Below are 25378 nucleotides of genomic sequence, written 5' to 3' on the forward strand. Positions count from 1 at the left end.
CCATGAATGATCGCGCGCCCTGATGTCGCAATCATTTCGCGCCGGTGGCGTGGAATATAACGCGGCACGGCACATGAAGCCGTAGTCTCCGAGACGAACTGCTTGCCGGCAAAGGGAGGACAAACCATCGCCGGCCCCCGGCAACCACACTCTCATGAATTGTTGAACGACCGACAACCTTCGCCGTATGAGTGCTTGCAGTAGTTCGCATCGAGAAATTATAGATAATCAGGAACGCTCTATCGATAACTATTCTGCAGGGAGAAGGAATTTGCCGGAGATGCCGCACGAAGTCGCTGAAAACGATCCAAAACTGGTTGCATCAACGGAGAAATGGAGCTTTTTCGAAGCAGAAAAAATCTATAATTTTCCGTTCAATGATCTTTTGTTCCGTGCGCATAGCGTGCATCGGGAGAATTTCGATCCCAATGCCGTACAAATGAGCCGGCTTCTTTCGATCAAGACCGGCGGCTGCGCCGAGGACTGCGGCTACTGCAGCCAATCGGCACATTATCCAACAGGGCTCAAAGCGTCGAAGCTCATGGAGGTCGAGCGGGTTGTCGCCGAGGCGGCCAAGGCCAAAGAGGGAGGTGCAACGCGTTATTGCATGGGCGCTGCGTGGCGCAGCCCGAAAGAACGTGACATGGAGGCGATCGTTGCGATGGTTCGCGGCGTCAAGGCGCTCGGCATGGAGACCTGCATGACACTGGGCATGCTGTCGCCCGGGCAGAGCGCGGAACTCGCAGATGCCGGCCTCGACTATTACAACCACAATATCGATACTTCCGAGCGCTTTTACAGCGAGATCATCACCACCCGCACCTTTGCCGACCGTCTGGAAACGCTTTCGAATGTGCGCGACGCCGGGATCAAGGTCTGCGCCGGCGGCATCCTTGGCATGGGGGAAACGGCTGACGACCGCATTTCCATGCTGGTGACGCTCGCCAACCTCCCCTCGCCGCCGGAAAGCGTGCCGATCAACATGCTCATTCCGATTCCTGGGTCAAAACTCGCCGATGCCGCGCCGATCGATCCCATCGCGTTCATCCGCACCATTGCGCTTGCGCGAATTCTGATGCCGCAATCCCATGTGCGCCTGTCAGCCGGTCGGACGGAAATGAGCGATGAGACGCAGGCGCTCTGTTTCTTCGCCGGAGCCAATTCCATCTTCGTCGGCGATACGTTGCTGACCACCGACAATCCGGGGGAGGACCACGACACCGGCCTTTTCCGCCGCCTCGGCTTGAAGCCCATGGAACTGGAGCCGAATGCATGACAGGCGCGGGCCTCGCGCGCTATGGACGGACATTGAACGGGCTCGAGCGCAAGGGACGGTATCGGACCTTGCTGCCGCAAGGGGGCGTCGACTTCACCTCGAACGACTATCTGGCACTCGCCAATTCTCCGCGCCTCAAGGCTGCCATCACCGCAGCGATCGAACGGGGCGTGCCGGTCGGTGCCGGTGGCTCGCGATTGCTGCGCGGCAACCATCCGGAGCATGAGGTGCTCGAAGCCGAGGCCGCCGTCTATTTCGGCGTGGAACGCTGCCTCTACTTTGGCAGCGGCTATGCCGCCAATGTCGCGCTCTTTTCGACCCTGCCGCAACGGGATGATCTGATTGTTCATGACGCATTGGTACATGCGAGCGTGCATGAAGGGATTTCGGCAAGCAAGGCACCATCGGTCTCCGTGCAGCACAATGACGTCCAGGCCTTTGCCGAGGCCATTCAGAAATGGCGCGCTGCGGGCGGCGCCGGCCATCCATGGATTGCCGTCGAGAGCCTCTATTCGATGGATGGCGATCGGGCTCCGCTGACCGAGCTCGCCGAACTGGCCGACCGGCATGACGGCCTTCTGGTGATTGACGAGGCCCATGCGACGGGCGTTTTCGGACCCGGCGGGCGTGGATTCGCTTCCGGTCTCGAAAGCCGCGAGAACATCGTCGTTCTCCATACTTGCGGCAAGGCGCTTGGTAGTAGCGGCGCGCTGATCGGCGGCCGTGCGGTGCTATGCGACTATCTCGTCAACCGGGCACGCGGTTTCATCTACTCGACCGCGCCATCGCCGCTGATGGCTGCCGGCGTACGCGAGGCGTTGAAGGTTCTTGCCGACGAACCCGAGCGCCGGGCCTCTCTGGAAGCATTGCAGACATTCGCCAACGCAGAACTTGCTGCCGCACTTGGCGCCGACGGTAGCGGCTCGCAGATCCTGCCGGTTCCGATCGGTGATAACGCCCTATCGATGCGGATCGCAGCGCGGATGCGCTACGAAGGCTTCGACATCCGCGCGATCCGGCCACCGACCGTACCCGAAGGCACGGCGAGGCTCAGAATTGCCATCACCCTGAATGTCGATAGGACGACAATATCGCACATGTTCGCGCGCCTCGCCGCCGTCATCGCGGAGGAAAAGCCGTGACGCTAAGGTTTGTGGTCACTGGAACCGACACGGGCATTGGCAAGACCGTTTTCTCGGCGGCCCTGACCGATGCGCTCGGCGCTTATTATTGGAAGCCGATCCAAGCCGGTCTCGAAGACGAAACGGACAGTGAGACGGTGCAGCGGCTCGGTCGGATCCCGCCTGCGCGCATCATGCCGGAAGCCTACCGGCTGCGGACACCGGCTTCGCCGCATCTTGCAGCCAGGATCGACGGGGTCCGGATAGAGGCCGAAGCCCTTATTCCGCCCAGTACCGATGCGCCGCTGATCATCGAAGGCGCAGGTGGATTGCTGGTGCCGCTCACCGAAGAGGCCGTGTTTGCAGACGTCTTTGCCCGCTGGAAAATACCTGTCGTCCTTTGCGCCCGCACGGGCCTCGGAACCATCAATCACACATTGCTGTCACTGGAGGCGCTGCGCGCCCGGTCCATTCCAGTTTTCGGCGTCGCTTTCATCGGCGATAAACAGGCGGAAACGGAAAGCATCATCGCAAAGCTGGGGCGAGTCCGTTCACTCGGACGGCTTCCAAAACTCGATACGCTCACGCCGGAGCTTCTGCGCCAGGCCTTTGGCGAAAATTTCGACATCGATCTCTTCCGCAAGGAGCCGGTATGACGTCTTCGCCCGTATGGCATCCCTTTACGCAGCACGCGCTCGAGCCGGCGATGAAGCGTATTGCAAAAACCGAAGGTGCCCATCTTGTAGACGAAGATGGCACCGCCATTCTGGATGCGATCTCCTCGTGGTGGGTGATTACCCACGGCCACCGTCATCCCGTGATCATGGATGCGATCCGACGAGCCTGCGAAACCTACGACCAGATCATCTTCGCCGAATATTCCCATGAACCGGCCGAAGAGCTGGCCAGAGGCTTGATCGAGATCGCACCCGCTGGGCTCAAGCACGTCTTCTATTCCGACAGCGGCTCCACCGCGGTCGAGGTGGCGTTGAAGATGGCGCTCGGCTTTTTCCATAACACGCAAAAGCCGCGCAGCCGCATCGTGGTGATGGAGCACAGCTATCACGGCGATACGATCGGTACGATGTCCGTCGGAGAGCGCGGCGTGTTCAACGCCGCTTACGAGCCGCTGCTTTTCGTGGTCAACAGACTGCCCTTTCCGACGATCGGCGAGGAGCAGGCCACGCTCGATGCATTCGAGGATGCCTGCCGGTCAGGCGAGGTGGCGGCGCTTCTCATCGAACCGCTCATTCTCGGAGCGGGTGGGATGAAAATCTATCGAGCCTCACTGCTCAGCGAGCTGAAGCGCATCGCCGAGCGATACGGCGCTCTGATGATCGCCGACGAGGTGATGACCGGCTGGGGCCGGACGGGCAGCCTGTTTGCCTGCGAGCAGGCATCTATAACCCCTGATATACTCTGCACATCCAAGGGTTTGACGGGCGGCGCGCTGCCGCTGGCGGCAACGCTCTGCACCCGCGAGATATTCGATGCCCATCTCTCGGCGGACCGGCGCAAGACCTTCTTCCATTCCAGTTCCTATACCGCCAACCCTATCGCCTGCGCGGCAGCGGTGGCCAACCTGAATATCTGGAGGACGGAACCTGTGGGTGAGCGCATCGCCAAGCTCGTAGAGCGCCAAAGCGCGGGGCTTTCCCGCTTTCAAGGTGATCCGCGGTTTGACAATATTCGCCAGAGCGGCACGATCGCCGCTCTCGATCTCGTCGCGCCGGAAGGCGGATACCTCTCGGAGGTCGGGCCTCGCCTTCGCGCCTTCTTCCGCGAACGAAGGCTGCTGATCCGTCCACTCGGCAACGTCATCTATCTGATGCCACCTTACTGCATTACCGCCGCTGACCTTGACCGGTCCTATGACGCCATCGATGAAGCGGCAGGCCTTCTCGCGGCTGGGCGGCTATGAGGGAGGCGCGCTCATCTTCTCTGGCGGGCGTCGGCCATGCCGTGCCCGATCGGCGCGTCGAAAATGCCGAGATTGAAGCGAGACTCGGCCTGGAACCCGGCTGGATCGAGCGCCGGACCGGCATCCGCGCGCGCCACTGGGTTGACGATGCTGAGACGCTGAGCGGACTTGCCGCAAAGGCCGGCGAAGCTGCCCTCGGCGACTGCGGCATCGCGCGTGACGACATTGCTTTGACCCTGCTCGCCACGTCGACACCCGATCATCTGCTGCCACCCTCTGCCCCGTTGCTCGCGCATCGCCTCGGCCTTCGAAATAGCGGCGCGATCGACCTGGCCGGCGCATGTTCCGGCTTCCTCTACGCGCTGACACTTGCCGATGGCTTTGTCCGCACGCAGGGACGGCCGGTCCTGGTGGTGGCGGCCAATATTCTCAGCCGGCGGATCAACCCGGCCGAACGGGCTAGCGCCGTTCTCTTCGCGGATGCTGCCGGCGCCGTCGTCTTGGCGCCGTCAGGCGATACGGAGAAGGGCATTCTTGGTGTGGATCTCGCCTCAGACGGAAGCCGCTACGATCTGATCTCCATTCCGGCCGGCGGCAGCAACAGGCCCTTCGCACCGGGCATGGCGACGGAGGATTTCCTGATGACGATGCGTGACGGACGCGAAATGTTCACGCAAGCGGTGGACATGATGGCGACCAGCAGCGCCCGCGCGCTTGCTGCTGCCCATCTGGATGCGGCAGCGATCGACCGCTTCGTGCCACATCAGGCCAATGCCCGCATTTTCGATGCCGTTACCGACAGGCTCGGCATCGATCCGGCAAAAACTGTGCGGACGATCGAAACCTACGGAAATTCGTCGGCGGCGACGATCGCTCTTTCCCTGTCGGTCTCACATCGAGCCAGGCCGTTCGTTTCGGGGGAAAAGCTGCTACTGACAGCCGCGGGCGCAGGCCTGACGGGAGGTGCCGTCGTTTTCGGCATATAATCCAGCGGCGGCGAGCAGCCTATTTGGGCGTAGATCCCCGACGCCGCTCGGCGGCCTGCATCATCTCGATGAACCGCCGTACCTTGGCGGGACGGAAACGAGCCATCGGCAGCACGGCATGGATCCCGCCGGCGGGCAAGGTCCAGTCAGGCAGCAATCGGCTCAAACGCCCGGCTGCGATATCGTCGACGACCATGTAGTCAGGAAAGACGGAAACACCAATACCAGCCTTCACGCAGGCATAGGCCGATGGCGTCTTGTCGGTACGCACGGCCGAATTCGCCTCGACGATCTCGGAGGAATAGCCCTCGCGAGAAAACATCCAGCGTAAAGGCTGGCGCAGAACCGCGTTCTCGATCCAGGGCAGCGCCGCCACATCGGACGGTTTCAGGACCTTGGGAAAACTCGCCACCAACTTTGGCGTTGCCACCAGATACTGCTGGAACGTGCCCAAGCGCCGGGCCTTGTTGCTCATATCCGTCAGCCAGCCAACCCTGATTGCCAGGTCCAACTGCCCATTGGCGAGATCGATGACATTGTCATCGAATATGAGATCGACGCGCATCTGCGGAAACCGCTCCCTGTAGGTGGCGACCACCGGCGCAACGACTGCTTCACCGTAGTCCAAGGGTGCCGTCAGCGTCAGCGTGCCGGTGGGTTCGATGGCGTGAAGCGACATCTCTCCATAAGCGGCTTCTGCTTCCCGCAGAATGATGGCGCACCGGTCATAGAACACTCGCCCCTCTTCCGTCGCATGCAGCCGCCGGGTCGTTCGCATCAGCAACGACACGCCAAGCTCATCCTCCAGACGTGCCACCTGATGGCTGACCACGGCCTTGGCGACGCCAAGCCGTTCAGCGGCGGCGGTGAATGATCCGGTTTCCACCACGGATGTGAAGAAGATCAACCTGTTGAGATTGAGGAGTTCGCTCATGCCATTGTCTGATTTGTTCGTACAGTCTGTATGATTGACCGATATTTCCTTACATCGCAACCGCTGAGATGATTGGCCCCATCAACGGAGGACTACGATCCATGCAGGAATTCTCGGCCGTCTATCTCTTCGATCCCCTATGTGGCTGGTGCTATGGTGCGAGCCCGGCGATCGAGCGTTTGCATCTGGCGGGTGTCGAGCTCAAGCTCCTGCCGACGGGCTTGTTCACGGGTGGGGGTGCCCGTGAGATGGATGCGTCATTGGCAGCCTATGCCTGGTCCAACGATCAACGGATCGAACGCTTGAGCGGCCAGCCCTTTTCTGAGGACTATCGATCGAAGGTCTTGAACAGGCCGGGCTCGCTGTTCGACTCGGGTCCGGCGACACTGGCAATCACGGCGGCTGGCCTTGCGGACCACCGCAGACGCCTCGACGCGCTGCGTCTCATCCAGCATGCCCGCTATGTGAAGGGATTGGACATCACCAGCGTGCCGGTTCTGGCAGGCTTGTTCGAATCCGAAGGATTGAGCGAAGCCGCCCGTCTCTTGACCGAAGGCTCGGTCGAATTGCTCGACGCCAATCGGCAACTCATTGCTCAAGGCCAGGGCCTCTTCCGCCAACATGGCGCCAACGGCGTCCCAGCCCTCGTCGTCGAAGGAAACGGACACCAGCGTCTGCTGAACGCCAGTGCCCTCTTCGGCAGCTATGACAACCTCATGGCGCATCTCCAAGCCGCTTGATCTTACTAACCACAAAGGAACCTGTATGTTTACCAGACGCGATGCACTCAAACTTTCCTTGGCCGCCGGCGCCATTTCGATTGTCCCCCTCAGCGTTTCCCGGGCCGCAAGTGCGAAGATCAAGTGGCAATACTTCCAGGCGTCCGAGACCGGGTTCCGCCGCACGCCGGTGTTGCTCACCGGCAAGAAGGAAGCCATTCTCATCGATGGCGGCTTCACGCTTTCGGATGGCCGCGCCGTCGCGGACGCCATCAAGGCGACCGGCAAGCATCTGAGCACCATCTATGTGAGTTGCAACGATCCCGATTACTATTTCAGCCTCCGGCCGATCGTCGAAGCCTTCCCGGATGCCAAGGTCATCGCAAAGCCCGTCACCGTCGCGGCCATCCATGCCAATGTCGAAGGCAAGCTCGCGGTCTGGGGACCGCAACTGAAGGAAAACGGTCCGCAAAAGCTGTCGGACGTCGTCATTCCCACTGCGTCGGATCTGAGTGCGCTCGAACTTGACGGCGAGAAGATCGAAATCGTCGAAGTCCCTGACATGCACGATCGCCGCTATCTCTGGGTCCCTTCCATCAAGGCTGTGTTCGGGGGTGTGCTGATTTCCTCCGGGATCCACGTCTGGGTCGCCGACGAGGCCACGCCTGAAAAGCGGGAAGCCTGGATCAAGGCGCTCGACGCATTGGCGGCTCGTAAGCCGAAGATCGTGGTCCCCGCTCATCAGGCCGAGGGTGCTCCGCAACGTCTCGATGCCGTCAAGTTTACGCGCGACTATCTTGTCGCCTTCCATGAAGAGGAAGTGAAGGCCAAGGACAGTGCGGCTTTGATCGCCGCAATGACCAAGCGTTATCCCCATCTGGGCGACGCCAGCTCGCTCGAATTGGGCGCCAAGGTCGCAAAGGGCGAGATGAAGTGGGGGTAGGCCTCGCTGTGTAACCTTGCCCCGATCAGTCCGGGTTTTTTCTTAGGAAAATTTCCGGGCTGACTTTGGTCAAAGTCCTTTGTCGTTCGCTTCTCAGGAGTCGAGGAATGACGGTGGACTCCAATCTTTGCGCGCTGTCGGGCACCAACCCAACGCCCGACAGCATCTTTCCTGCATGAACCTCAGAGTTTGATCCACGCAGTCTTCAGATCGACGTATTTATCGAGCGCATGCAAAGACTTATCGTGACCGTTGCCTGACTGCTTGACGCCGCCGAGGGGTACGGTGTTGTCAGCCCCGCCATAGGTATTCACATGCACCACCCCGGCGCGGATGTTGCGGATCATGCGGTGCGCTCGCGAAAGGTTCGAGGTCCATACCGCCGAGGCGAGACCATAATCGGTGGCGTTGGCAATCTCCAAAGCTTCGGCCTCGCTCTCAAAGGGTATGATCGACAGAATGGGGCCGAAGACCTCCTCCCTCGCCAGCGTCATGTCGGGCCTGACATCGAAGACAGTGGGCTGCATGTAGAAGCCCCCCGTCTCCCCCAGAATGCGCTTTCCGCCCGTACGCAAAAAAGCTCCTTCGACGAGAGCTTGCTCGACATAGCCAAGATCTTTGCTGAGCTGCGCTTCGCTGGAGACCGCGCCGATCTCGGTAGAGAACTGCAGAGGATCGCCGACCTTCATCGTCTCCGCGACCCCTACGAGTTTCTCTGCAAACGCCTGATGGATCGATTTCTCCACAAGCAGCCGCGATCCCGCGACGCAAACCTGCCCCGCATTTCGGAATATCCCATAGGCCGAGACCTTGGCCGCTTCATCCATATCCGGCACATCCGCAAAGACGATGTTCGGAGATTTGCCGCCGAGTTCGAGATAGACCCGCTTCAGGTTTGAGCGCGCGGAATACTCCAGGAGACGCCGCCCGATCGAGCCGGAACCGGTGAAGGCGAGCACGTCGATATCCATGTGCAGCCCCAGGGCCTCGCCGCAGACCGCGCCGCGCCCGGTGACGACATTGAACACGCCTTCTGGCAATCCGGCTTCGGCGCAAATTTCGGCAAGCTTGAGAAGCGTCAGCGATGCGCCTTCGGCGGGCTTCAGCACGACGGAATTGCCAGCAGCGAGTGCCGGGGCGATCTTCCAGGCGCCGATCATCATCGGGAAATTCCACGGCACGATGGCAGCGACGACGCCGATCGGCTCGCGATGAACGAGACCCAGAATATTCTCCGCCGTCGGAGCGATTTCGCCATAAACCTTGTCGATCGTCTCGGCATAATAGCGGAAGGTGCCTGCGGCACTGCCGGGCTCGGCCTTCAGCGCCATCGAGATTTCCGTGCCGTTATCGCGCACGCCGAGCACGGCGAGTTCAAGCGCATTCTTTTCGATCAGCTCGGCAATCTTCAGCAGCACCTTCTTGCGTTCCGCCGGCGCCGCCTTCGACCAACTGCCCTTTTCGAAAGCATGCCGTGCAGCCTTGACCGCAAGATCGACATCCTCCTTACCGGCATCGGCGATGGTGGTCAGCCTCGTTCCATCGATCGGGGAAATGACATCCATCGTGGCGCTGCTGACCGGCTGGCGCCATGCGCCGCCGATGAACAATGCCTGCGGGGAAACGGATAGTGTCCGGAGCTGGTCGATCTTGTCTTGCATCTCATTGTCTCACAAAGAGGGTGGCGGGTTTCCCCGCCACCGCGATTGGAACTGCTTCAGGCTTCCTGGCCGGCACCAAGGCGGGCATAGCCTGCCGCATCCGAAGACTTCAGACGCGCCGCGGCGATGAATCCGATGATCGCCGCGATCAGCACCAGACCTGGCAGCAACACGGCAAGTACGCCGTTGGCACCGGCGATCGCACCGAAATTCGCCGAGATGTAGTAGACGAGCGCCAGAAGGATCAGCCCCGTCACGATCGGCAGCACCTTGATGACAAGCACATTGCGCTCAAGCCCCGGATTACGGCTGAAGAACACCACGATCGAGAAGGCCGTGAACGCCATCAGCAGGATGATTGCCAGCGTGGCGACATTGGTGAGCCAGGAGAAGAGTGCCAGCACCGGATCCTGACCCGTCGCTGCAAAGAGTGCGACGACGAGCACGGCAATAACGGTCTGGATGATCGAGCCGACATGCGGGCTCTGGAAGACCGGATGCGTGACCCCGACCGACTTCGGCAGCAGACCCTCGCGACCGGCGACATACATGTAACGCGCCACGCCATTGTGGAAGGCGAGAATGCCGGCAAACAGGCTGGTGATGAAGAGAACGCTCATCACGACGGTGATCCAGTGACCGACATAGCGCTCGGCAAGGCCGAAGAGGAACGTGGTCGGATCGGCAAGACCCTGTAACGCCGGAACCAGCTTGTCGACGCCTGCGCCATCCACCATCAGCCATGAAGTCAGCATATAGAAGAGACCGATGATGAGAACGGAGATATAGGTCGCGCGCGGCACGGTCTTTTCCGGCTCACGGGCCTCTTCGCTATAAATGGTCGTCGCTTCAAAGCCGATGAAGGCGGCAAAGCAGAACAAGAGGCCGATGGCCGGCGTTCCGCTCCAGAAGGCCGCCGGCGTAAACGACGCAGCGGAAAGGCCGGCGTCGCCGCCCTTGACGAAGATCGCGGCGTCGATGACGAGGACGACCAGATATTCGAGAATGACGAGCACCGTCAGCACCTTGGCCGATAGATCGACGCGGCGGTAGCCAAAAACGGCGACGAAGGCGATACCGACGAAGCTCCAGACCCACCAGGGAAGGTCAAGGCCGAGCTGCTCGGCAAAGAAACCCTTGGTCGCTGCGCCGAAAAGGCCGAGAACGCCGACCTGCATGGCATTATAAGCGAGAATGGCGATCAGCGCGGCCGCGCCGCCCATGAGGCCGCCAAGACCCTGGGCCGTATAGGCATAAAAGGCGCCGGCATTGCGGATATGGCGCGCCATGGCGACGTAACCAACAGCAAACAGCAGCAGAATGCCTGTCACCAGCAGGAAGGTGAGCGGTATCCCCGGCCCGTTGCCAAGCATCATCGAAAGCGGCACGCCGCCAGCAACGGCGGTCAGCGGCGCTGCGGCCGAAACCACCAGAAAGGTGACGGCACCTACGCCGAGACTGTTTTTGCGCAACTGGTTTTCAGCCGCGCCCTGCGAATTTTGCGTATTCATCTTCGTTCGTTCCCCTTGTTGAGAATATCCGATCATCGCTGCGATTGCGCGCAGGCGACCTCCACCAGAACCGGACTGACGAGCGGGGGTTTGGGCTTTTGTTGATTTTGCCGCCGTCAGCGCTTATGGTTCATTATTTGAACCGCAGCTTCAAATATAGACTTGCAAACATTCCCGGCCTCTGTCAAGTTATTTCGCATGTTAAGTATCTTGGGTCGCTGCTATCGTGCCGCGGCGCAAGGTCGCGACCTGATTTGAGGGAAAGCTTCGGCCGGACACAGGAAATCAGAACCCGACCACCCAAGAGGAGGAACGATGAGCACGATCGGAAAGGCGCTTTCATTGCTGGATACCCTGTCACGGCTGGACAAGGAGGCGGGCCTGACCGACATCGCCCGCCTGTGCGCGCTGGACAAGGCAACAGCGCGACGCTTTCTGGTGGAGCTGGAAAGGCACGGCTTCGTGGAGCAGGATCAGGATACGCGCCGCTATCGCATCGGCTCGGCGCCGGTTCGCCTCGCACGCATTCGCGAAGCACGCTTTCCTTTTCTGCGGGTCGCGATCCCGTTCATCAAGTCGCTCGCCGAAACATCGACTGAGACGGTGCATCTTTCGGAATTTTCGGGAGGACGGCTTTCGACCATCCATGTGGAAGATTCGCCCCGCGCCCACCGCATCATCATCGATGTCGGCAGCCTCCTGCCCTTTCATGCCACGGCGTCCGGTCTTGCCTTTCTGGCCTTCTCTCCACGCTCAGAGATCGACGCGGCTCTCCAAAAGCCGCTCGAGAAATTTACGGACCATACCATCGTCGATCCCCTGCTGGTGCGTGCGATGCTCGATGAGACGGCAGCACGCGGCTTTTCCATCAGTCATCAGGGTTTAGAGGCCGGCGTCATCAGCGCGGCCGCGCCGGTCCGCACGCCCAATGGCCATCCCATCGGCTGCGTGGCGGTCGCCGCCCCGCTCTCACGCACGACGAAGGTAGCCATCCACGAATTTGGCGCGCAGGCAGTCGCTGCGGCCAATGCGATCTCAGAAAAATATTACGGGTCGGAAAGACCCATGGGAACCATTGCAAAAATCAGGAGGACAGATTGATGAGCCCGGAGGCTCCCTCGCCAAAGATACTCGTCATCGGAACCGGTGACACCAAATGTGACGAACTGCAATTCATGGCGTCCGTCATCGCGGAAGCCGGCGGCCAGCCAATCATGGTCGATGTCAGCATTCTCGGCGATCCGCCCTATAGTCCTGATTATTCCAAGCATGACGTCGCCAAGGCCGCTGAAACTACAATCGCGGCAATCGCCGAAAGCGGCGATGAAAACAGCGCCATGGCAGCCATGGCAAAGGGCGCGGCAGCACTGACCGGGCGCCTTCACGAAGACGGATTGGTCGACGGCGTCATCGTGCTCGGCGGCTCCATGGGGACGGATCTGGCGCTCGACGTCGCCGCAGTCCTGCCGCTCGGCGTCCCGAAATTCGTGGTTTCGACCATCGCCTATTCTCACCTTATCCCGCCCGAACGCATTGCGCCCGACCTGATGATGATCCTGTGGGCCGGCGGTCTCTACGGCCTCAACAGCATCTGCCGTTCTGTCCTCTCGCAAGCCTGCGGCGCGGTCGTCGGTGCGGCAAAACACGGAAGCAGACCCGATCGCAAACGGCCGCTCGTCGGCATGACCTCGCTCGGCTCGTCCTGCCTGAAATATATGAAATATCTGCGGCCTGAGCTGGAAAAGCGCGGCTATGACGTCGCCGTATTCCATGCCACCGGCATGGGTGGACGCGCCTATGAAGCCATCGCTTCCCAGGGCGACTTTGCCGCCGTTTTCGATTTCTGCATTCAGGAAGTCAGCAACCATCACTACGGCACTGTCGTCACTTCCGGGCCGGACAGGCTGGAAAATGCCGGACGCGCCGGCATTCCGCAGATCGTCGCCCCCGGCGCTGTCGACATGGTCGATCTTCAGGCGTGGCAGGCCCTGCCGGAGATTTTTGCCGATCGTCCCTATCACGCCCACAATCGGCTGATCGGATCGGTGACCACGTCGCCAGAGGGCAGACGGGAAGTCGCCCGATTGATCGGGGAAAAACTGAAACGCGCCGAAGCAAAGGTCGCCTTCCTCCTGCCGACCGAAGGGCTGCAGGAATGGGACAAGCCGGATGAGCCGCTGCATGATCCGGAGGGCTTGGACGCCTTCCTCGATGAGATGCGCCGCGCCGTACCGTCTTCTGTCACCCTGCAGGAGGTCGATGCCCATATCAACGCGCCGGCTTTTTCGGCTGCGGCACTCGCCATCTTCGACCAATGGGTCGCCGAGGGCGTCATTCCGGAGGGACGGCCATGACACAAGACCGCGCGCTTATCCTCGACTTCGGCGGCGTCGTTACCCGCACCCTTTTCGAAACGCATGATATTACCGAACGCACGCTCGACCTTCCCAAGGGATCGCTGACCTGGCTCGGGCCATTCGATGCGACCACGGACGCGCTCTGGGTTGCGATGCAGAACCGCGAAATCACCGAACGCGACTATTGGCTCAGGCGCGCCGGCGAAGTCGGCAAGCTAGTCGGCGAAAACTGGACGGATATGCAGACCTTCGTACGCCGCGCGCGCGGCGCCGAGCCGGAGCTTGTTCTGCGCCCGGAAGCGCGCGACGCCATCCTGCGTGCGAAGGAGGCAGGTCTCAAGCTGGCAATCCTGTCAAACGAGCTCGACCTCTTCTACGGCGTCGAATTCCGCCAGCGCTTTCCGCTGATCGAGCTCTTCGACGTCATTGTCGATGCCACTTACACCAAGATCCTCAAGCCCGATCCGCGCTCCTATGAGCTCGTTCTTGCCGAGCTCGATTTGCCGCGCGAGGCCTGCGTCTTCGTCGACGATCAGAGGAAAAACATCGAAGGCGCCGAAGCCGTGAACCTGCCTCACGTGCATTTCGACGTGACCCGGCCCGCTGAAAGCTACGCCCGCGCACTTGCCATGCTGGGGCTCTGAACCAAGAGGAATCGACATGCGTGAAACCAATTTCATCATCGAAAACAACGCCCGCCACCTCTGGCATCCGATGGCCCACCCTGCGGAAATGCAGGCCAACCCGCCGCGCATCATCAATGCCGGCGAAGGCGTCGAAATCGTCGATATTCAGGGCAGGAAGGTGCTGGACGCAGTCGGCGGCCTCTGGAACGTCAATCTCGGCTATTCCTGCGAGCCGGTGAAAAAGGCAATCCGCGACCAGCTTGACGAGCTGCCCTATTATTCGACCTTCCGCGGCACGACGAACTCGCCGCTGATCGAACTCTCCTACGAGCTCGCCGAATGGTTCAAGCCGGATGGGTTGAGCCGCTCCTTCTTCACCTCGGGCGGCTCGGATTCGGTCGAGACCTGCCTGCGGCTGGCGCGCCAGTACCACAAGATCAACGGCGAGCCGGAGCGCACCAAGTTCGTTGCGCTGAAGAAGGGTTATCACGGCACGCATTTCGGTGGTGCCTCCGTCAACGGCAACCAGAATTTCCGCCGCAATTACGAGCCGCTGCTTCCAGGCGTCATTCACCTGCCCGCCCCCTTCACCTATCGTAACCCCTTCAACACGACCGACGGCGCGGAGATTGCGGCTGCGATCGGCAGGCTCTTCGAGGATGAAATCGCCTTCCAGGGCGCCGATACCATCGCGGCGCTGATCGTTGAGCCGGTGCTCGGCGCCGGCGGCGTCATCGTTCCGCACGAGACCTTCCTACCGCTGATGCGCGAGATCTGCGATCGACACGGCATCCTGCTGATCGCCGACGAGGTCATTACCGCTTTCGGTCGCACCGGCGCCTGGACCGGATCGCGTCTCTGGGGAGTGCAGCCGGATCTGATGTCGACGGCAAAGGCCATCACCAACGGCTATTTCCCCTTCGGCGCCGTGATGATCGCGGACAAGGTGGTACAAGTCTTCGAAAGCAACAAGAACGCTGTCGGCAGCATCGGCCACGGCTACACCTATTCCGGCCACCCGGTCGGTGCCGCCGCAGCCCTTGCCACATTGAAGGAAACCAGGCGCCTCAACGTCGCCGCCAATGCCGCGGCACGTGGCGAAGAGCTGCTGGCCGGGCTAAAGAGGCTGCAGGACAAGCATGAGCTAGTGGGCGACGTGCGCGGCAAGGGCCTGATGTGCGCCCTCGAGCTCGTCAGCGACCGGAAGAAGAAGAGCAGTGCCGCCAAAGACGTCATCCAGAAGGTTCAGGACGCAACCTATGACGCCGGCGTTCTGATCCGCACCTCGGGCGCCAACGTCATCATGTCGCCGCCGCTCATCGTTACGGCGGAGAATGTTCAGACCATCCTGACCGCGCTCGACGCAGGTCTTGCCGCGGCGAGGGGCTGATCATGTCCGACAATGCAGCCCTGATCGCGCGTCGCGAACGGCTTTTAGGCCGGAACATGTCGCTCTTCTACGACGACCCTGTGCATCTGGTGCGCGGGGAAGGCGTCTGGCTTTGGGACGCCGATGGCCGCAAGTATCTCGATTGCTACAACAATGTGCCGCATGTCGGCCATTGCCATCCCCACGTAGTCGAGGCGATCACGCGGCAGGCCTCGATGCTGAACACGCATACGCGCTACCTGCATGAAGGCATTCTCGATTATGTCGAGCGGCTGACCGCCACTTTCGACGAGAGCCTGAATGCTGCGATCCTGACCTGCACGGGCAGCGAAGCGAACGATGTGGCGCTGCGCATGGCCCAGGCCGTTACCGGCAAGACGGGCGTCATCGCCACGAACCATACTTATCACGGCAACACGACTGCCGTGTCTCAGCTATCGACCCGCATGCCGCCGGTCGGCGGCTTCGGCGGTCATGTCCGGCATGTGCCGGCGCCGGACGGCTATCGTCCGCTCGGCGGAGAAGGCGGCGATGCCTTCGCGACGGCCTTCGCGGCCGAGGTCGAGAAGGCGATCGCCTCGCTTCAGGACAGCCCACACGGCTTTTCGGCCATCATCATCGATCCGTTCTTCGCCAATGAAGGTTTTCCGGACCTACCGCCAGGTTTTCTGGACAGGACGGTCGCAGCCGTGCGCAAGGCCGGCGGTCTCGTCATTACCGACGAGGTGCAACCCGGTTTCGGCCGCACCGGCTCGCATATGTGGGGCCATCAGCACGCCGGCATCGTTCCCGACATCGTGACGCTCGGCAAGCCGATGGCCAACGGCCATCCGGTCGGCGGCGTCATTGCCAATGTCGATATGATAAATGCCTTCCGAAAGGCGTTCCGCTACTTCAACACCTTCGGCGGCAATCCAGTCTCCTGTGCGGCGGCAATGGCCGTGCTTGATGTCATCGAGGACGAGAACCTCATCGAGAATGCCCGCAATGTCGGCGAATATACGCGCGATGCCTTCAAGCAGCTCGCGCAGAAGTATTCGATCATCGGCGACGTGCGCGGCAGCGGTCTCTTCATGGGCACCGAATTCGTGCTGGACAGGCAGACGAAGGAGCCGGCCGTCGCTGAGGCGACTCGGATCGTCAACGCCATGCGTGAACGCGGTGTGCTGATGGGCAAAATCGGCATTCACCAATGCGCCACGAAGATCCGCCCGCCCATGCCGTTTTCGAAGGACAATGCCGACTTCATGTTGTCGATCTTCGATGACGTGCTGGCAGGCCTGTGAGCTGCCCCATGGCCGAACACGACTTTGCCGCGCCTGCGGATGATCTCTGTGCAAGAGCCAAGGAAGCGCTCGTCCATTGGGGACTGGCGGACCAAACGCCGGAACTGCTGAAATTCCGCGAGAATGCGGTATTCAGGATCCGGATGGCCGATGGCACGCCCGCGGTCTTGCGACTGCATCGTCCCGGTTATCATGACGACCGCGCTCTCGCCTCCGAACTGCAATGGATGGCGGCTTTGAAGGCTGGCGGACTACGCGTGCCAGCCCCGATCCCGACCATTGACGGGCGCAATCTGGTGACCCTGGCCGCTACGCCGTACTTTTTCACCCAGCAGGCCGATATCGTAAGCTGGATGGATGGCGAAGAGCTGGGCCGTTCCGGCACGCCGCTTCACCACTCGCGTCTGCGCCTTGAAGCGATCTTCGGCCATCTCGGCGAGGCAATGGCTGAGCTTCACAATATCTCCGACCGCTGGACACCACCGCCGTCGTTTGTGCGGCCTGCATGGGATTTCGACGGTTTACTCGGGGAAAGCCCCCTCTGGGGGCGTTTCTGGGATTGTCCCGGGCTGGCGCCAGAGGCGGCAAATCGGCTTGCCACACTCCGGCCGCTACTCATCGACAGCCTGAGATCGGCGGCAATATCCGGGCTCGATTACGGACTTATCCATGCGGATCTCGTCCGCGAAAATGTTCTTGTGGGTCCCGATCATGTCGAGCTGATCGATTTCGATGATGCCGGCTACGGCTGGCGCATGTTCGATATCGCCACGGCACTTCTCAGGAACCGGCGGGAGCCGGATTTCGGGCTGATCAGCGCATCGCTTATCGAGGGATATCGCAGACGACGGCCACTGTCGGATGCGGCGCTCGAAGCCCTTCCCCTCTTTCTGCTGCTGCGGAGCCTTACCTATATTGGCTGGGCCAGCAGCCGCGTGACCGCATCGGAAGCGAAGGAGCGTCTGGCGCGCTATGTTGCAGAGTCCTTGGAGCTTGCCGAGGGGCTCTCCCAGCGGTGACAGGCTCGATCATCAGGTAACGGGCTGAAGGTCTGCGACCCTCAGGTCCCCGACGGGCCGGTCTCCGGCTGCAGATGTCGCCGACGCCAGGCGGCCGGCGCTTCACCGGTGCGTTTGCGGAAGAAACGGGAGAAATAGGCGGGATCCTCGAATCCGACCTCGCGGCCGATGTCCTCGACCGGACGGATGGTAAATTTCAACAACCGCTTGGCCTCAAGCAGTCTTCGATCAAGCAGCGTTTCCTTGACGGTATGCCCAAAGACTTCACGCGCCGCCTTGTCGAGCAAATGTGGCGTCGTCGCCAGCAGATCGACATAGCGCCCGACCGGCCAATCCTTCTTGTAGTGCTGGTCAATAGCCCGGCGCAGTGCCATTCCCAAGGCCACGGTCGGTGACGCCGTATCGAGGCCGCCTGCTCCGCCGAGGCGTGCCATCAGCGACAGCACGACCGACACTAAACTGACCAGCACCTTCTCGCTGGCACTTGCACCGGCGCGGTATTCATCAGCAATCATCGTGAGAAGCAAACCCATCCTTGTCCACGTGGGATCGGCGCTCTCTCCTTTGAGCAGCATCGGCACGTCGAGGCTGAGATCCACCTGGGGAGCCATGGCTCGCAGAAGATCATCGGAGACCGAGACGACAATAGCATCTGACTGTTCGCCGACATCGAAACCGTGCACCACACGGCTCGGCACAAAACTGATGGCCGGAGCCGAAAAATTCCAAGTCTCGTCCTCGATCCGGTAGGTGCCTCCACCCTCGAACCAATAGGTTATTTGTCCCATCAATGGGTGCTGGTGTGGAGCAACATGGCCGAAATGCTCGCTTTTCCGGTCCATAACCGTCTCGACGTGGAGGAAACCGACGTCGAGTTCACGGGCGGGTTCGCCGTAGACGAAGAAGGATGGAATATCATTTCTCGCAACCATGCCGCAAAAAGTACAAGCGAATTGCCCTCTTTGTCCATGGTCCCGATGGCTCTCCCGATCTAGCTTTTATCAACATTTCAAGGGAGGAACGCGACATGCGAGCTGAAGACCACCGCGGGGACAGCACCCGTCCATTTACCGGCGCCGAATATCTCGCCAGCCTGCGCGACGGGCGTGAGGTCTATATCAACGGCGAGCGAATTGCCGATGTCACCGCTCATCCGTCGATGCGCAATTCCGCTCGCTCCATCGCGCGGATGTACGACGCCCTGCATGACGAAAAGACGAAGGAGCGTCTGACCTCACCGACCGATACCGGCTCGGGCGGCTACACCCACAAATATTTCCGGGTCGCGAAATCCTCTGCCGAGCTCGTCGCCCAGCAGGGCGCCATCGCCGACTGGGCGCGCATGTCCTATGGCTGGATGGGCCGCACCGCCGACTATAAGGCCGCCCTCATGAACACGCTCGGTGCCAATGCCGACTGGTACGGACCATTCAAGGACAATGCGCTTTCCTGGCACAAGCGCGCGCAGGAATCCGTTCTTTTCATGAACCACGCGATCGTCAATCCGCCGATCGATCGCCACAAGCCCGCCGATGCCGTCAAAGATGTCTTCGTCCACATCACCAAGGAAACCGATGCCGGCATATATGTTTCCGGTGCCAAGGTGGTGGCAACCTCCTCGGCGCTCACCCACTATAATTTTCTCGCCCAAAGCTCGGCGACGGTGACGGAAGACCCTTCATTGTCGGTGATGTTCATCGTGCCGATGAATGCGCCTGGCATAAAGATGTTCTGCCGCGTCTCCTACGAACAAACCGCCAACACCGTCGGTCAGCCTTTCGACTATCCCTTATCCTCGCGCTTCGACGAAAACGATGCGATCCTGGTGCTCGACAATGTGTTCGTTCCCTGGGAGGACGTGCTCGTCCTTCGCGATGCCGCCAAGATCCTGTCGTTCCATCCGGCCTCCGGCTTCATGCACGGCTACTGCTTCCAGGGTTGCACGCGCTTTGCCGTCAAGCTCGACTTCCTGGCCGGCCTGCTCGCCAAGGCACTGCGCGCCACCGGCGGCGATGCCTTCCGTGGCAATCAGGCGGCGCTCGGCGAAGTCATCGCGCTTCGCCACATGTTCTGGTCCTTCTCCAATGCCATGGCCTACAATCCGCAGTCCTGGGCGAACGGCGCGGTGCTGCCGAACATGGAGGCGGCGCTTTCCTACCGGACCTTCATGTCGGAGGCCTATCCACGCGTCATCGAAACCGTGCGCAAGGTTGTCGCCTCTGGTCTGATCTATCTTCCCTCCTCGGCCAAGGACTTCGGCAATCCGGAGATCGACCGCTATCTCGCGCAATATGTCCGCGGCTCGAACGATATGGGCCATATCGAACGCATCAAGATCATGAAACTGCTTTGGGACGCGACCGGCACCGAATTCGGTGGACGCCACGCTCTTTACGAACTCAACTACGCCGGCGCGCCGGAGGAGGTCCGGCTGCAGGTGCTGAAGGGCGCGGAGCGCGGCGGACGTCTCAGGGAGATGGAAGCGCTCGTCGATCGCTGCATGAGCGACTACGACGAAAACGGCTGGACCGGCGATACGTGGTTGCCGCCGATCGACAGAACAATCCTCACCCGCAACGCGGCTGAATGAGGCACGGCCATGGAGGAGCAAGTCTCGAAAATCGAGTTCCGCAATGCGATGGCCAGGGTCTGCGCCCCGGTCAACGTCATCACCACCAACGGACCTGCCGGGCGCGGCGGGTTCACCGCCACGGCGATGTGCAGCGTCACGGATGAGCCGCCGACGCTTCTGATCTGCATGAACAGCCGCTCGGCGCAGAGCGGGCTCTTCGTTGAGAACCGTCGTTTCTGCGTCAACGTGCTGACCGGCGAGCACAAGGAACTCGCCGGCTATTTTGCGGGCCAGCAATCCGACATGGAAGCTCGCTATGCGGCTGCCGAGTGGACGGACCTGCTCTCCGGCAACCAGGCGCTCGCCGACGCGATCGTCTCCTTCGACTGTCGGCTGGTTGAGTCGCGCCTCATCGGCACGCACAATATCTTCATTGGCGAAGTGGTGGACATTCGCTCGCGCAAGGATGGTCACGCCTTGCTCTACTTCGATCGTAACTACGTACACGTACCGACGCAGGCCGGCAGCTTCGGGGGCTAAGAGCCGCCGAAGTCTATGCGTCATCCACTCCCGCAATCGTAATCATCGAAAGCCGCTTGACAGCCGCCCATATATTTAACATGTTAATTATGAGACGGCGACAGGGAGGACCCATGCCACATCTCGCCATAGAATATTCGGCCAATCTGGAGGGGCGCGCCGACATTGGTGCGCTCTGCGAGCTGCTGTTGAAGACGGTTCTGGAAACCGGCCTCTTCGAGGTTGGTGCCGTGCGGGTGCGCGCCTTTCGCGCCGATCACTACGCAATTGCCGACAAGCTGCCCGAGAACGCCTTCGTCGATCTGAACTTCCGCATCGGGAAAGGCCGCACAGATGACGAAAAGAAGCGGGCCGGCGAAGCGATCTTTGCCGCGGCAATCGACGTTCTCGCCCCTCTCTTCGAGACGCCGCATTTCGCCCTCTCACTGGAAATCCGCGAGATCGACGCGGAGCTGAGCTGGAAGAAGAACGCCATCCATCCGCGGCTACGCGGCAAGTGACACCCCTTCGCGGGACGACGTAACACCAAAGGAATAGACGATGTCCAAACTGCAGGAAAACATCGCGAAGGCCGAAAGCTTTCTCGCCCGGTTCAAGGATCGCGGCGTACTCAACCGCATCAATGGCGAGGATGTGCCGGGTGATGATGGTTCCACCTTCGAGACCATCTCGCCTGTCGATTTGAAGCCGCTCGCCACCGTTGCCCGCGGCAAGGCCGCCGATATCGACCGCGCCGCAAAGGCCGCGAGATCTGCCTTCGCCGAATGGGCTGCCCTGCCGGGCGATGCGCGCAAGAAGCTCCTGCACAAGATTGCCGACGCGATCGTCGCCCGTGCTGAGGAGATCGCCTTCGTCGAATGCATGGATACCGGGCAGTCCCTGAAATTCATGGCCAAGGCCGCCTTGCGCGGGGCGGAGAACTTCCGCTTTTTCGCCGACCGCGCACCAGAAGCCCGGGATGGCAAGTCACTGCGTACCGATAGTCAGGTCAACCTGACGACTAGGACGCCGATCGGCCCGGTCGGCATCATCACACCCTGGAACACACCCTTCATGCTGTCGACCTGGAAGATCGCGCCGGCGCTCGCCGCGGGCTGCACCATCGTCCATAAGCCGGCCGAATTCTCGCCGCTGACGGCCCGCCTGCTGGTGGAAATCGCTGAGGAAGCCGGCCTGCCGAAGGGTGTCTGGAATCTCGTCAACGGCTTCGGCGAGGATGCCGGTCGCGCTCTGACGGAGCATCCGTTGATCAAGGCGATCGGTTTCGTCGGCGAAAGCCGCACCGGCTCGATGATCATGAAGCAGGGCGCCGACACGCTGAAGCGGGTGCATTTCGAGCTCGGCGGCAAGAACCCGGTCATCGTCTTTGCTGATGCCGATCTGGAGCGTGCAGCCGATGCCGCCGTTTTCATGATCTATTCGCTGAACGGCGAGCGCTGCACCTCCTCCTCACGCCTGCTGGTCGAGGAAAGCGTCTACGACAAGTTCACCGCGATCGTCGCCGAGAAGGCCAAGCGCATCAAGGTCGGCCATCCGCTGGACCCAGAAACGGTCGTTGGCCCGCTTATCCATCCCGTGCATGAACAGAAGGTGCTGGAATATATCCAGATCGGCAGATCCGAAGGTGCAACACTTGCGGCCGGCGGCGAGAAACTCAACGGCCCGGGCGGCGGTTGCTATGTCTCCCCCACCCTGTTCACCGGTGCCAACAACCAGATGCGTATCGCCCAGGAAGAGATCTTCGGGCCGGTGCTGACTGCCATCCCCTTCAAGGATGAGTCCGATGCGCTCGCCCTTGCCAACGACGTCCAATATGGCCTGACCGGCTATCTCTGGACGTCGGACGTCACTCGCGCCTTCCGTTTCACCGACCATCTCGAAGCCGGCATGATCTGGGTGAATTCGGAAAACGTGCGCCACCTGCCAACCCCCTTCGGTGGGGTCAAGAGCTCCGGCATCGGCCGCGACGGCGGCGACTGGTCTTTCGATTTCTACATGGAAACCAAGAACGTCGCCTTCGCCACCAAGCCGCACGCCATCCAGAAACTCGGCGGCTGAGCCGCCAATACGCATAAAGAGGAGGAACAAATGCCCCTGCCGAAACCCAATCTCTATCCGCCCTTCAACATCGTGCGCCTCAGCCATGTCGAATTCGGCGTCACCGATCTTGCCAAGTCCCGTGCTTTCTATGTCGACACGCTCGGCCTGCAAGTGACGGACGAGACCTCCGACACGATTTACCTGCGGGCAATGGAGGAACGCGGCCACCACTGCATCGTGCTCAAGAAATCCGACAAGGCCGAAGCCCGCGATCTCGGCTTCAAGGTCTTCGGTGACGAGGACCTCGACAAGGCGGCGCATTTCTTCAAGGGCAAGGACCTGCCGGTCGAATGGGTCGAGCGTCCCTACCAGGCGCGGACCTTCCGCACCCGCGACCCCCACGGCATCCCGCTCGAATTCTATTCGAAGATGGATCGCCTGCCGCCGATCCATCAGAAATATGCCCTCTACAAGGGCGTGAAGCCGCTGCGCATCGACCACTTCAACTGCTTTTCGACCAATGTCGACGAGAGCGTCGCCTTCTATAACGAACTCGGCTTCCGTGTGACCGAATATACCGAGGATGAGGAAACCGGCCGCCTCTGGGCCGCATGGACGCATCGCAAGGGCGGCGTCCATGACATCGCCTTCACCAACGGCCGTGGCCCGCGCCTCCACCACACCGCCTTCTGGGTGCCGACGCCGCTCAACATCATCGACCTTCTCGACCTGATGGCGACCACCGGCTGGGTTGCCAATATCGAGCGCGGTCCGGGACGTCACGGCATCTCCAACGCCTTCTTCCTGTACATCCTCGATCCGGACGGCCATCGCATCGAGATCTATTGCTCGGACTATCAGACCGTCGATCCCGATCTGGAGCCGATCAAGTGGGACCTCAAGGACCCGCAGCGCCAGACACTGTGGGGCGCACCCGCTCCCAAATCCTGGTTCGAGCATGGCAGTCTGTTCGCCGGTGCTGAAGTAGCCGAGCCTGACTTGAAGTCACAGCCGATTATCGCGCCCTAAGCGTTAGCTTTGAGAGCGGGCGAAAACGTCCGTTTCTCATCAACCTTCGCGATGCGAGGAGGCCGTCATGCATTTGAAAGACGCAACATTGTTCCGGCAGGCCGCATTGGTTGGTGGCGACTGGATCGAGGCAGGGGACAACGCAATCAAGGTCGACAATCCGGCGACCGGTGAGATCATCGGCCACGTTCCCAATCTGGGCGCTGCCGAGACCAAAAAGGCGATTGCCGCGGCCGAAGCCGCCCAGAAGGAATGGGCCGCCCGCACCGCCAAGGAACGCTCCGGCATCCTGAGGCGCTGGTTCGAGCTGATGATGGAAAACCAGGATGATCTCGGCCGCATCCTGACGGCCGAACAGGGCAAGCCACTGCCCGAGGCCAAGGGCGAGATCGCCTATGGCGCCAGCTTCATCGAATGGTTTGCCGAAGAAGCCCGTCGCGTCTATGGCGACATCATTCCCGGCCACCAGAAGGACAAGCGCATTCTGGTGATGAAGCAGCCGATCGGCGTGGTTGCGGCGATCACTCCCTGGAACTTCCCGAATGCGATGATCACCCGCAAGGCCGGTCCTGCCTTTGCCGCCGGCTGCGCCATGGTGTTGAAGCCGGCCTCGCAGACGCCATTTTCGGCGATCGCGATTGCGGTCCTTGCCGAACGCGCCGGCCTGCCCAAGGGCTTGTTCAGTGTATTGACCGGCTCGGCCCGCGCCATCGGCGGCGAGATGACCGCAAGCCCGGTCGTGCGCAAGCTCACCTTCACCGGCTCGACCGAAGTCGGCGCCGAGCTTTACAGGCAGAGCGCGCCGACCATCAAGAAACTCGGGCTGGAGCTCGGCGGCAATGCGCCCTTCATCGTCTTTGACGATGCCGATCTCGATGCCGCCGTCGAAGGCGCGTTGATCGCCAAGTTCCGCAACAACGGCCAGACCTGCGTCTGTGCCAACAGGCTCTATGTGCAGGACGGCGTCTATGACGCCTTTGCCGAAAAACTCTCTAAGGCGGTCGGCGCACTGAAGACCGGCAATGGTTTCGACGAAGGCATCAATCTCGGCCCGCTGATCGACGAAGCAGCCCTTGCCAAAGTCGAGGAGCATGTCGCCGATGCGCTTTCCAAGGGCGGCCGTGTCGTTGCCGGCGGTCATCGCCACCAGCTCGGCGGACGCTTTTATGAGGCGACCGTACTGGCCAATGTCACGCCGGCGATGGCTGTCGCCAAGGAAGAGACTTTCGGACCGGTGGCTCCGCTCTTCCGCTTCAAGGATGAGGCCGATGTCATTGCCCAGGCCAACGACACCGAATTCGGTCTTGCCTCCTATTTCTATGCCAAGGATCTCGCCCGCGTCTTCCGCGTCGCAGAAGCGCTCGAATACGGCATGGTCGGCGTCAATACCGGCCTGATCTCGACGGCCGAAGCGCCATTCGGCGGCGTCAAACTCTCCGGTCTCGGC

General features: G+C 61.1%; 23 protein-coding genes. 19 read left to right on the forward strand and 4 right to left on the reverse strand.

Going from position 1 to position 25378, the window contains the following annotated elements:
- Nucleotides 1–280 precede the first annotated feature (280 nt).
- The 5 genes from bioB to PH547_RS16640 are packed head-to-tail and all read left to right on the forward strand — an operon-like array spanning nt 281 to nt 5304.
- Complete coding sequence (gene bioB / locus PH547_RS16620; RefSeq protein ID WP_285168888.1) at nt 281–1276, forward strand: biotin synthase BioB; 996 nt, start codon at nt 281–283, stop codon at nt 1274–1276.
- Nucleotides 1273–2418, forward strand: a complete 1146-nt coding sequence (locus PH547_RS16625) for an 8-amino-7-oxononanoate synthase (RefSeq protein WP_285168889.1) — start codon at nt 1273–1275, stop codon at nt 2416–2418. The genes bioB and PH547_RS16625 overlap by 4 nt, the downstream gene beginning before the upstream one ends.
- Nucleotides 2415–3053, forward strand: a complete 639-nt coding sequence (bioD, locus tag PH547_RS16630; protein WP_285168890.1) for a dethiobiotin synthase — start codon at nt 2415–2417, stop codon at nt 3051–3053. The genes PH547_RS16625 and bioD overlap by 4 nt, the downstream gene beginning before the upstream one ends.
- Nucleotides 3050–4318, forward strand: a complete 1269-nt coding sequence (locus tag PH547_RS16635) for an adenosylmethionine--8-amino-7-oxononanoate transaminase (RefSeq protein ID WP_285168891.1) — start codon at nt 3050–3052, stop codon at nt 4316–4318. Before bioD ends, PH547_RS16635 begins: the two co-directional genes overlap by 4 nt.
- Complete coding sequence (locus PH547_RS16640; RefSeq protein ID WP_285168892.1) at nt 4315–5304, forward strand: beta-ketoacyl-ACP synthase III; 990 nt, start codon at nt 4315–4317, stop codon at nt 5302–5304. Before PH547_RS16635 ends, PH547_RS16640 begins: the two co-directional genes overlap by 4 nt.
- A 19-nt stretch (nt 5305–5323) precedes the next feature.
- On the opposite strand, the gene PH547_RS16645 is transcribed toward PH547_RS16640, so the two are convergent.
- The gene (locus PH547_RS16645) at nt 5324–6238 is read right to left on the reverse strand and encodes a LysR family transcriptional regulator (protein ID WP_285168893.1); all 915 of its coding nucleotides are present in this window, start codon (nt 6236–6238) and stop codon (nt 5324–5326) included.
- A gap of 101 nt (nt 6239–6339) precedes the next feature.
- On the opposite strand from PH547_RS16645, the gene PH547_RS16650 reads away from it, so the two are divergent.
- Together PH547_RS16650 and PH547_RS16655 are read left to right on the forward strand one after the other, a co-directional pair.
- A complete protein-coding gene (locus PH547_RS16650; RefSeq protein WP_285168894.1) occupies nt 6340–6978 on the forward strand; it encodes a DsbA family protein in 639 nt (212 codons plus the stop codon).
- 25 nt (nt 6979–7003) lie between these two features.
- Nucleotides 7004–7900: an MBL fold metallo-hydrolase gene (locus PH547_RS16655; protein ID WP_285168895.1), complete on the forward strand. Its 897-nt coding sequence runs from the start codon at nt 7004–7006 to the stop codon at nt 7898–7900.
- Between the two features lie 182 nt (nt 7901–8082).
- Here the strand turns inward: PH547_RS16655 and PH547_RS16660 are convergent, their stop codons facing one another.
- Both PH547_RS16660 and PH547_RS16665 read right to left on the reverse strand, forming a co-directional pair.
- On the reverse strand, nt 8083–9561 hold the full coding sequence (locus PH547_RS16660) for an aldehyde dehydrogenase (protein WP_285168896.1): 1479 nt from the start codon (nt 9559–9561) through the stop codon (nt 8083–8085).
- A gap of 56 nt (nt 9562–9617) precedes the next feature.
- Nucleotides 9618–11072, reverse strand: coding sequence for an APC family permease (locus tag PH547_RS16665; protein WP_285168897.1), 1455 nt, complete (start codon nt 11070–11072; stop codon nt 9618–9620).
- 315 nt (nt 11073–11387) lie between these two features.
- Between PH547_RS16665 and PH547_RS16670 the strand changes: the two genes are divergently transcribed.
- From PH547_RS16670 to PH547_RS16695, 6 genes are read left to right on the forward strand one after another with little or no spacing between them, the layout of a single operon-like run.
- A complete protein-coding gene (locus PH547_RS16670) occupies nt 11388–12173 on the forward strand; it encodes an IclR family transcriptional regulator (RefSeq protein WP_260304620.1) in 786 nt (261 codons plus the stop codon).
- Entirely contained in the window at nt 12173–13426 is a 1254-nt protein-coding gene (locus PH547_RS16675; protein ID WP_104826050.1) for a Tm-1-like ATP-binding domain-containing protein, read from the forward strand. The genes PH547_RS16670 and PH547_RS16675 overlap by 1 nt, the downstream gene beginning before the upstream one ends.
- Nucleotides 13423–14073: an HAD family hydrolase gene (locus tag PH547_RS16680; RefSeq protein WP_285168898.1), complete on the forward strand. Its 651-nt coding sequence runs from the start codon at nt 13423–13425 to the stop codon at nt 14071–14073. Before PH547_RS16675 ends, PH547_RS16680 begins: the two co-directional genes overlap by 4 nt.
- 16 nt (nt 14074–14089) lie before the next feature.
- Nucleotides 14090–15445 (forward strand): aspartate aminotransferase family protein, encoded by a 1356-nt coding sequence (locus PH547_RS16685; protein WP_285168899.1) that lies wholly within the window; start codon nt 14090–14092, stop codon nt 15443–15445.
- A gap of 2 nt (nt 15446–15447) precedes the next feature.
- A complete protein-coding gene (locus PH547_RS16690; protein WP_285168900.1) occupies nt 15448–16731 on the forward strand; it encodes an aspartate aminotransferase family protein in 1284 nt (427 codons plus the stop codon).
- Between the two features lie 8 nt (nt 16732–16739).
- Nucleotides 16740–17750 (forward strand): phosphotransferase enzyme family protein, encoded by a 1011-nt coding sequence (locus PH547_RS16695; protein ID WP_285168901.1) that lies wholly within the window; start codon nt 16740–16742, stop codon nt 17748–17750.
- A gap of 41 nt (nt 17751–17791) precedes the next feature.
- On the opposite strand, the gene PH547_RS16700 is transcribed toward PH547_RS16695, so the two are convergent.
- Nucleotides 17792–18682 carry a helix-turn-helix domain-containing protein gene (locus PH547_RS16700; protein ID WP_104826045.1) on the reverse strand — a complete coding sequence of 297 codons (891 nt, stop codon included), beginning with the start codon at nt 18680–18682 and terminating at the stop codon, nt 17792–17794.
- A gap of 95 nt (nt 18683–18777) precedes the next feature.
- Between PH547_RS16700 and PH547_RS16705 the strand changes: the two genes are divergently transcribed.
- From PH547_RS16705 to PH547_RS16730, 6 genes are all read left to right on the forward strand, one after another.
- Nucleotides 18778–20340 carry a 4-hydroxyphenylacetate 3-hydroxylase N-terminal domain-containing protein gene (locus PH547_RS16705; RefSeq protein ID WP_285168902.1) on the forward strand — a complete coding sequence of 521 codons (1563 nt, stop codon included), beginning with the start codon at nt 18778–18780 and terminating at the stop codon, nt 20338–20340.
- A gap of 9 nt (nt 20341–20349) precedes the next feature.
- Nucleotides 20350–20862, forward strand: coding sequence for a flavin reductase (locus PH547_RS16710; protein WP_285168903.1), 513 nt, complete (start codon nt 20350–20352; stop codon nt 20860–20862).
- Between the two features lie 113 nt (nt 20863–20975).
- Nucleotides 20976–21362: a 5-carboxymethyl-2-hydroxymuconate Delta-isomerase gene (locus PH547_RS16715; RefSeq protein ID WP_104826042.1), complete on the forward strand. Its 387-nt coding sequence runs from the start codon at nt 20976–20978 to the stop codon at nt 21360–21362.
- 40 nt (nt 21363–21402) lie between these two features.
- Complete coding sequence (gene hpaE / locus PH547_RS16720; protein WP_283053133.1) at nt 21403–22920, forward strand: 5-carboxymethyl-2-hydroxymuconate semialdehyde dehydrogenase; 1518 nt, start codon at nt 21403–21405, stop codon at nt 22918–22920.
- A gap of 30 nt (nt 22921–22950) precedes the next feature.
- A complete protein-coding gene (hpaD, locus tag PH547_RS16725; RefSeq protein ID WP_285168904.1) occupies nt 22951–23931 on the forward strand; it encodes a 3,4-dihydroxyphenylacetate 2,3-dioxygenase in 981 nt (326 codons plus the stop codon).
- A gap of 67 nt (nt 23932–23998) precedes the next feature.
- The coding region (locus tag PH547_RS16730) for an NAD-dependent succinate-semialdehyde dehydrogenase (protein ID WP_285168905.1) at nt 23999–25378 on the forward strand (1380 nt) is incomplete at its 3' end.

Origin of the sequence: Rhizobium cerradonense, assembly GCF_030182455.1 — a bacterium.
Taxonomy (GTDB): domain Bacteria; phylum Pseudomonadota; class Alphaproteobacteria; order Rhizobiales; family Rhizobiaceae; genus Rhizobium.

What these genes read in the sequence shown, in the direction of transcription:
- PH547_RS16700 (WP_104826045.1), bottom strand. Translation starts at nt 18,682, where the DNA reads ATGGTTGCGAGAAATGATATTCCATCCTTCTTCGTCTACGGCGAACCC.
- PH547_RS16715 (WP_104826042.1), top strand. Translation starts at nt 20,976, where the DNA reads ATGCCACATCTCGCCATAGAATATTCGGCCAATCTGGAGGGGCGCGCC.
- PH547_RS16625 (WP_285168889.1), top strand. Translation starts at nt 1,273, where the DNA reads ATGACAGGCGCGGGCCTCGCGCGCTATGGACGGACATTGAACGGGCTC.
- PH547_RS16675 (WP_104826050.1), top strand. Translation starts at nt 12,173, where the DNA reads ATGAGCCCGGAGGCTCCCTCGCCAAAGATACTCGTCATCGGAACCGGT.
- PH547_RS16680 (WP_285168898.1), top strand. Translation starts at nt 13,423, where the DNA reads ATGACACAAGACCGCGCGCTTATCCTCGACTTCGGCGGCGTCGTTACC.
- PH547_RS16705 (WP_285168902.1), top strand. Translation starts at nt 18,778, where the DNA reads ATGCGAGCTGAAGACCACCGCGGGGACAGCACCCGTCCATTTACCGGC.
- PH547_RS16645 (WP_285168893.1), bottom strand. Translation starts at nt 6,238, where the DNA reads ATGAGCGAACTCCTCAATCTCAACAGGTTGATCTTCTTCACATCCGTG.
- PH547_RS16650 (WP_285168894.1), top strand. Translation starts at nt 6,340, where the DNA reads ATGCAGGAATTCTCGGCCGTCTATCTCTTCGATCCCCTATGTGGCTGG.
- hpaD (WP_285168904.1), top strand. Translation starts at nt 22,951, where the DNA reads ATGCCCCTGCCGAAACCCAATCTCTATCCGCCCTTCAACATCGTGCGC.
- hpaE (WP_283053133.1), top strand. Translation starts at nt 21,403, where the DNA reads ATGTCCAAACTGCAGGAAAACATCGCGAAGGCCGAAAGCTTTCTCGCC.
- PH547_RS16710 (WP_285168903.1), top strand. Translation starts at nt 20,350, where the DNA reads ATGGAGGAGCAAGTCTCGAAAATCGAGTTCCGCAATGCGATGGCCAGG.
- PH547_RS16690 (WP_285168900.1), top strand. Translation starts at nt 15,448, where the DNA reads ATGTCCGACAATGCAGCCCTGATCGCGCGTCGCGAACGGCTTTTAGGC.
- PH547_RS16695 (WP_285168901.1), top strand. Translation starts at nt 16,740, where the DNA reads ATGGCCGAACACGACTTTGCCGCGCCTGCGGATGATCTCTGTGCAAGA.
- PH547_RS16685 (WP_285168899.1), top strand. Translation starts at nt 14,090, where the DNA reads ATGCGTGAAACCAATTTCATCATCGAAAACAACGCCCGCCACCTCTGG.
- bioB (WP_285168888.1), top strand. Translation starts at nt 281, where the DNA reads ATGCCGCACGAAGTCGCTGAAAACGATCCAAAACTGGTTGCATCAACG.
- PH547_RS16665 (WP_285168897.1), bottom strand. Translation starts at nt 11,072, where the DNA reads ATGAATACGCAAAATTCGCAGGGCGCGGCTGAAAACCAGTTGCGCAAA.
- PH547_RS16635 (WP_285168891.1), top strand. Translation starts at nt 3,050, where the DNA reads ATGACGTCTTCGCCCGTATGGCATCCCTTTACGCAGCACGCGCTCGAG.
- PH547_RS16660 (WP_285168896.1), bottom strand. Translation starts at nt 9,561, where the DNA reads ATGCAAGACAAGATCGACCAGCTCCGGACACTATCCGTTTCCCCGCAG.
- PH547_RS16655 (WP_285168895.1), top strand. Translation starts at nt 7,004, where the DNA reads ATGTTTACCAGACGCGATGCACTCAAACTTTCCTTGGCCGCCGGCGCC.
- PH547_RS16640 (WP_285168892.1), top strand. Translation starts at nt 4,315, where the DNA reads ATGAGGGAGGCGCGCTCATCTTCTCTGGCGGGCGTCGGCCATGCCGTG.
- PH547_RS16670 (WP_260304620.1), top strand. Translation starts at nt 11,388, where the DNA reads ATGAGCACGATCGGAAAGGCGCTTTCATTGCTGGATACCCTGTCACGG.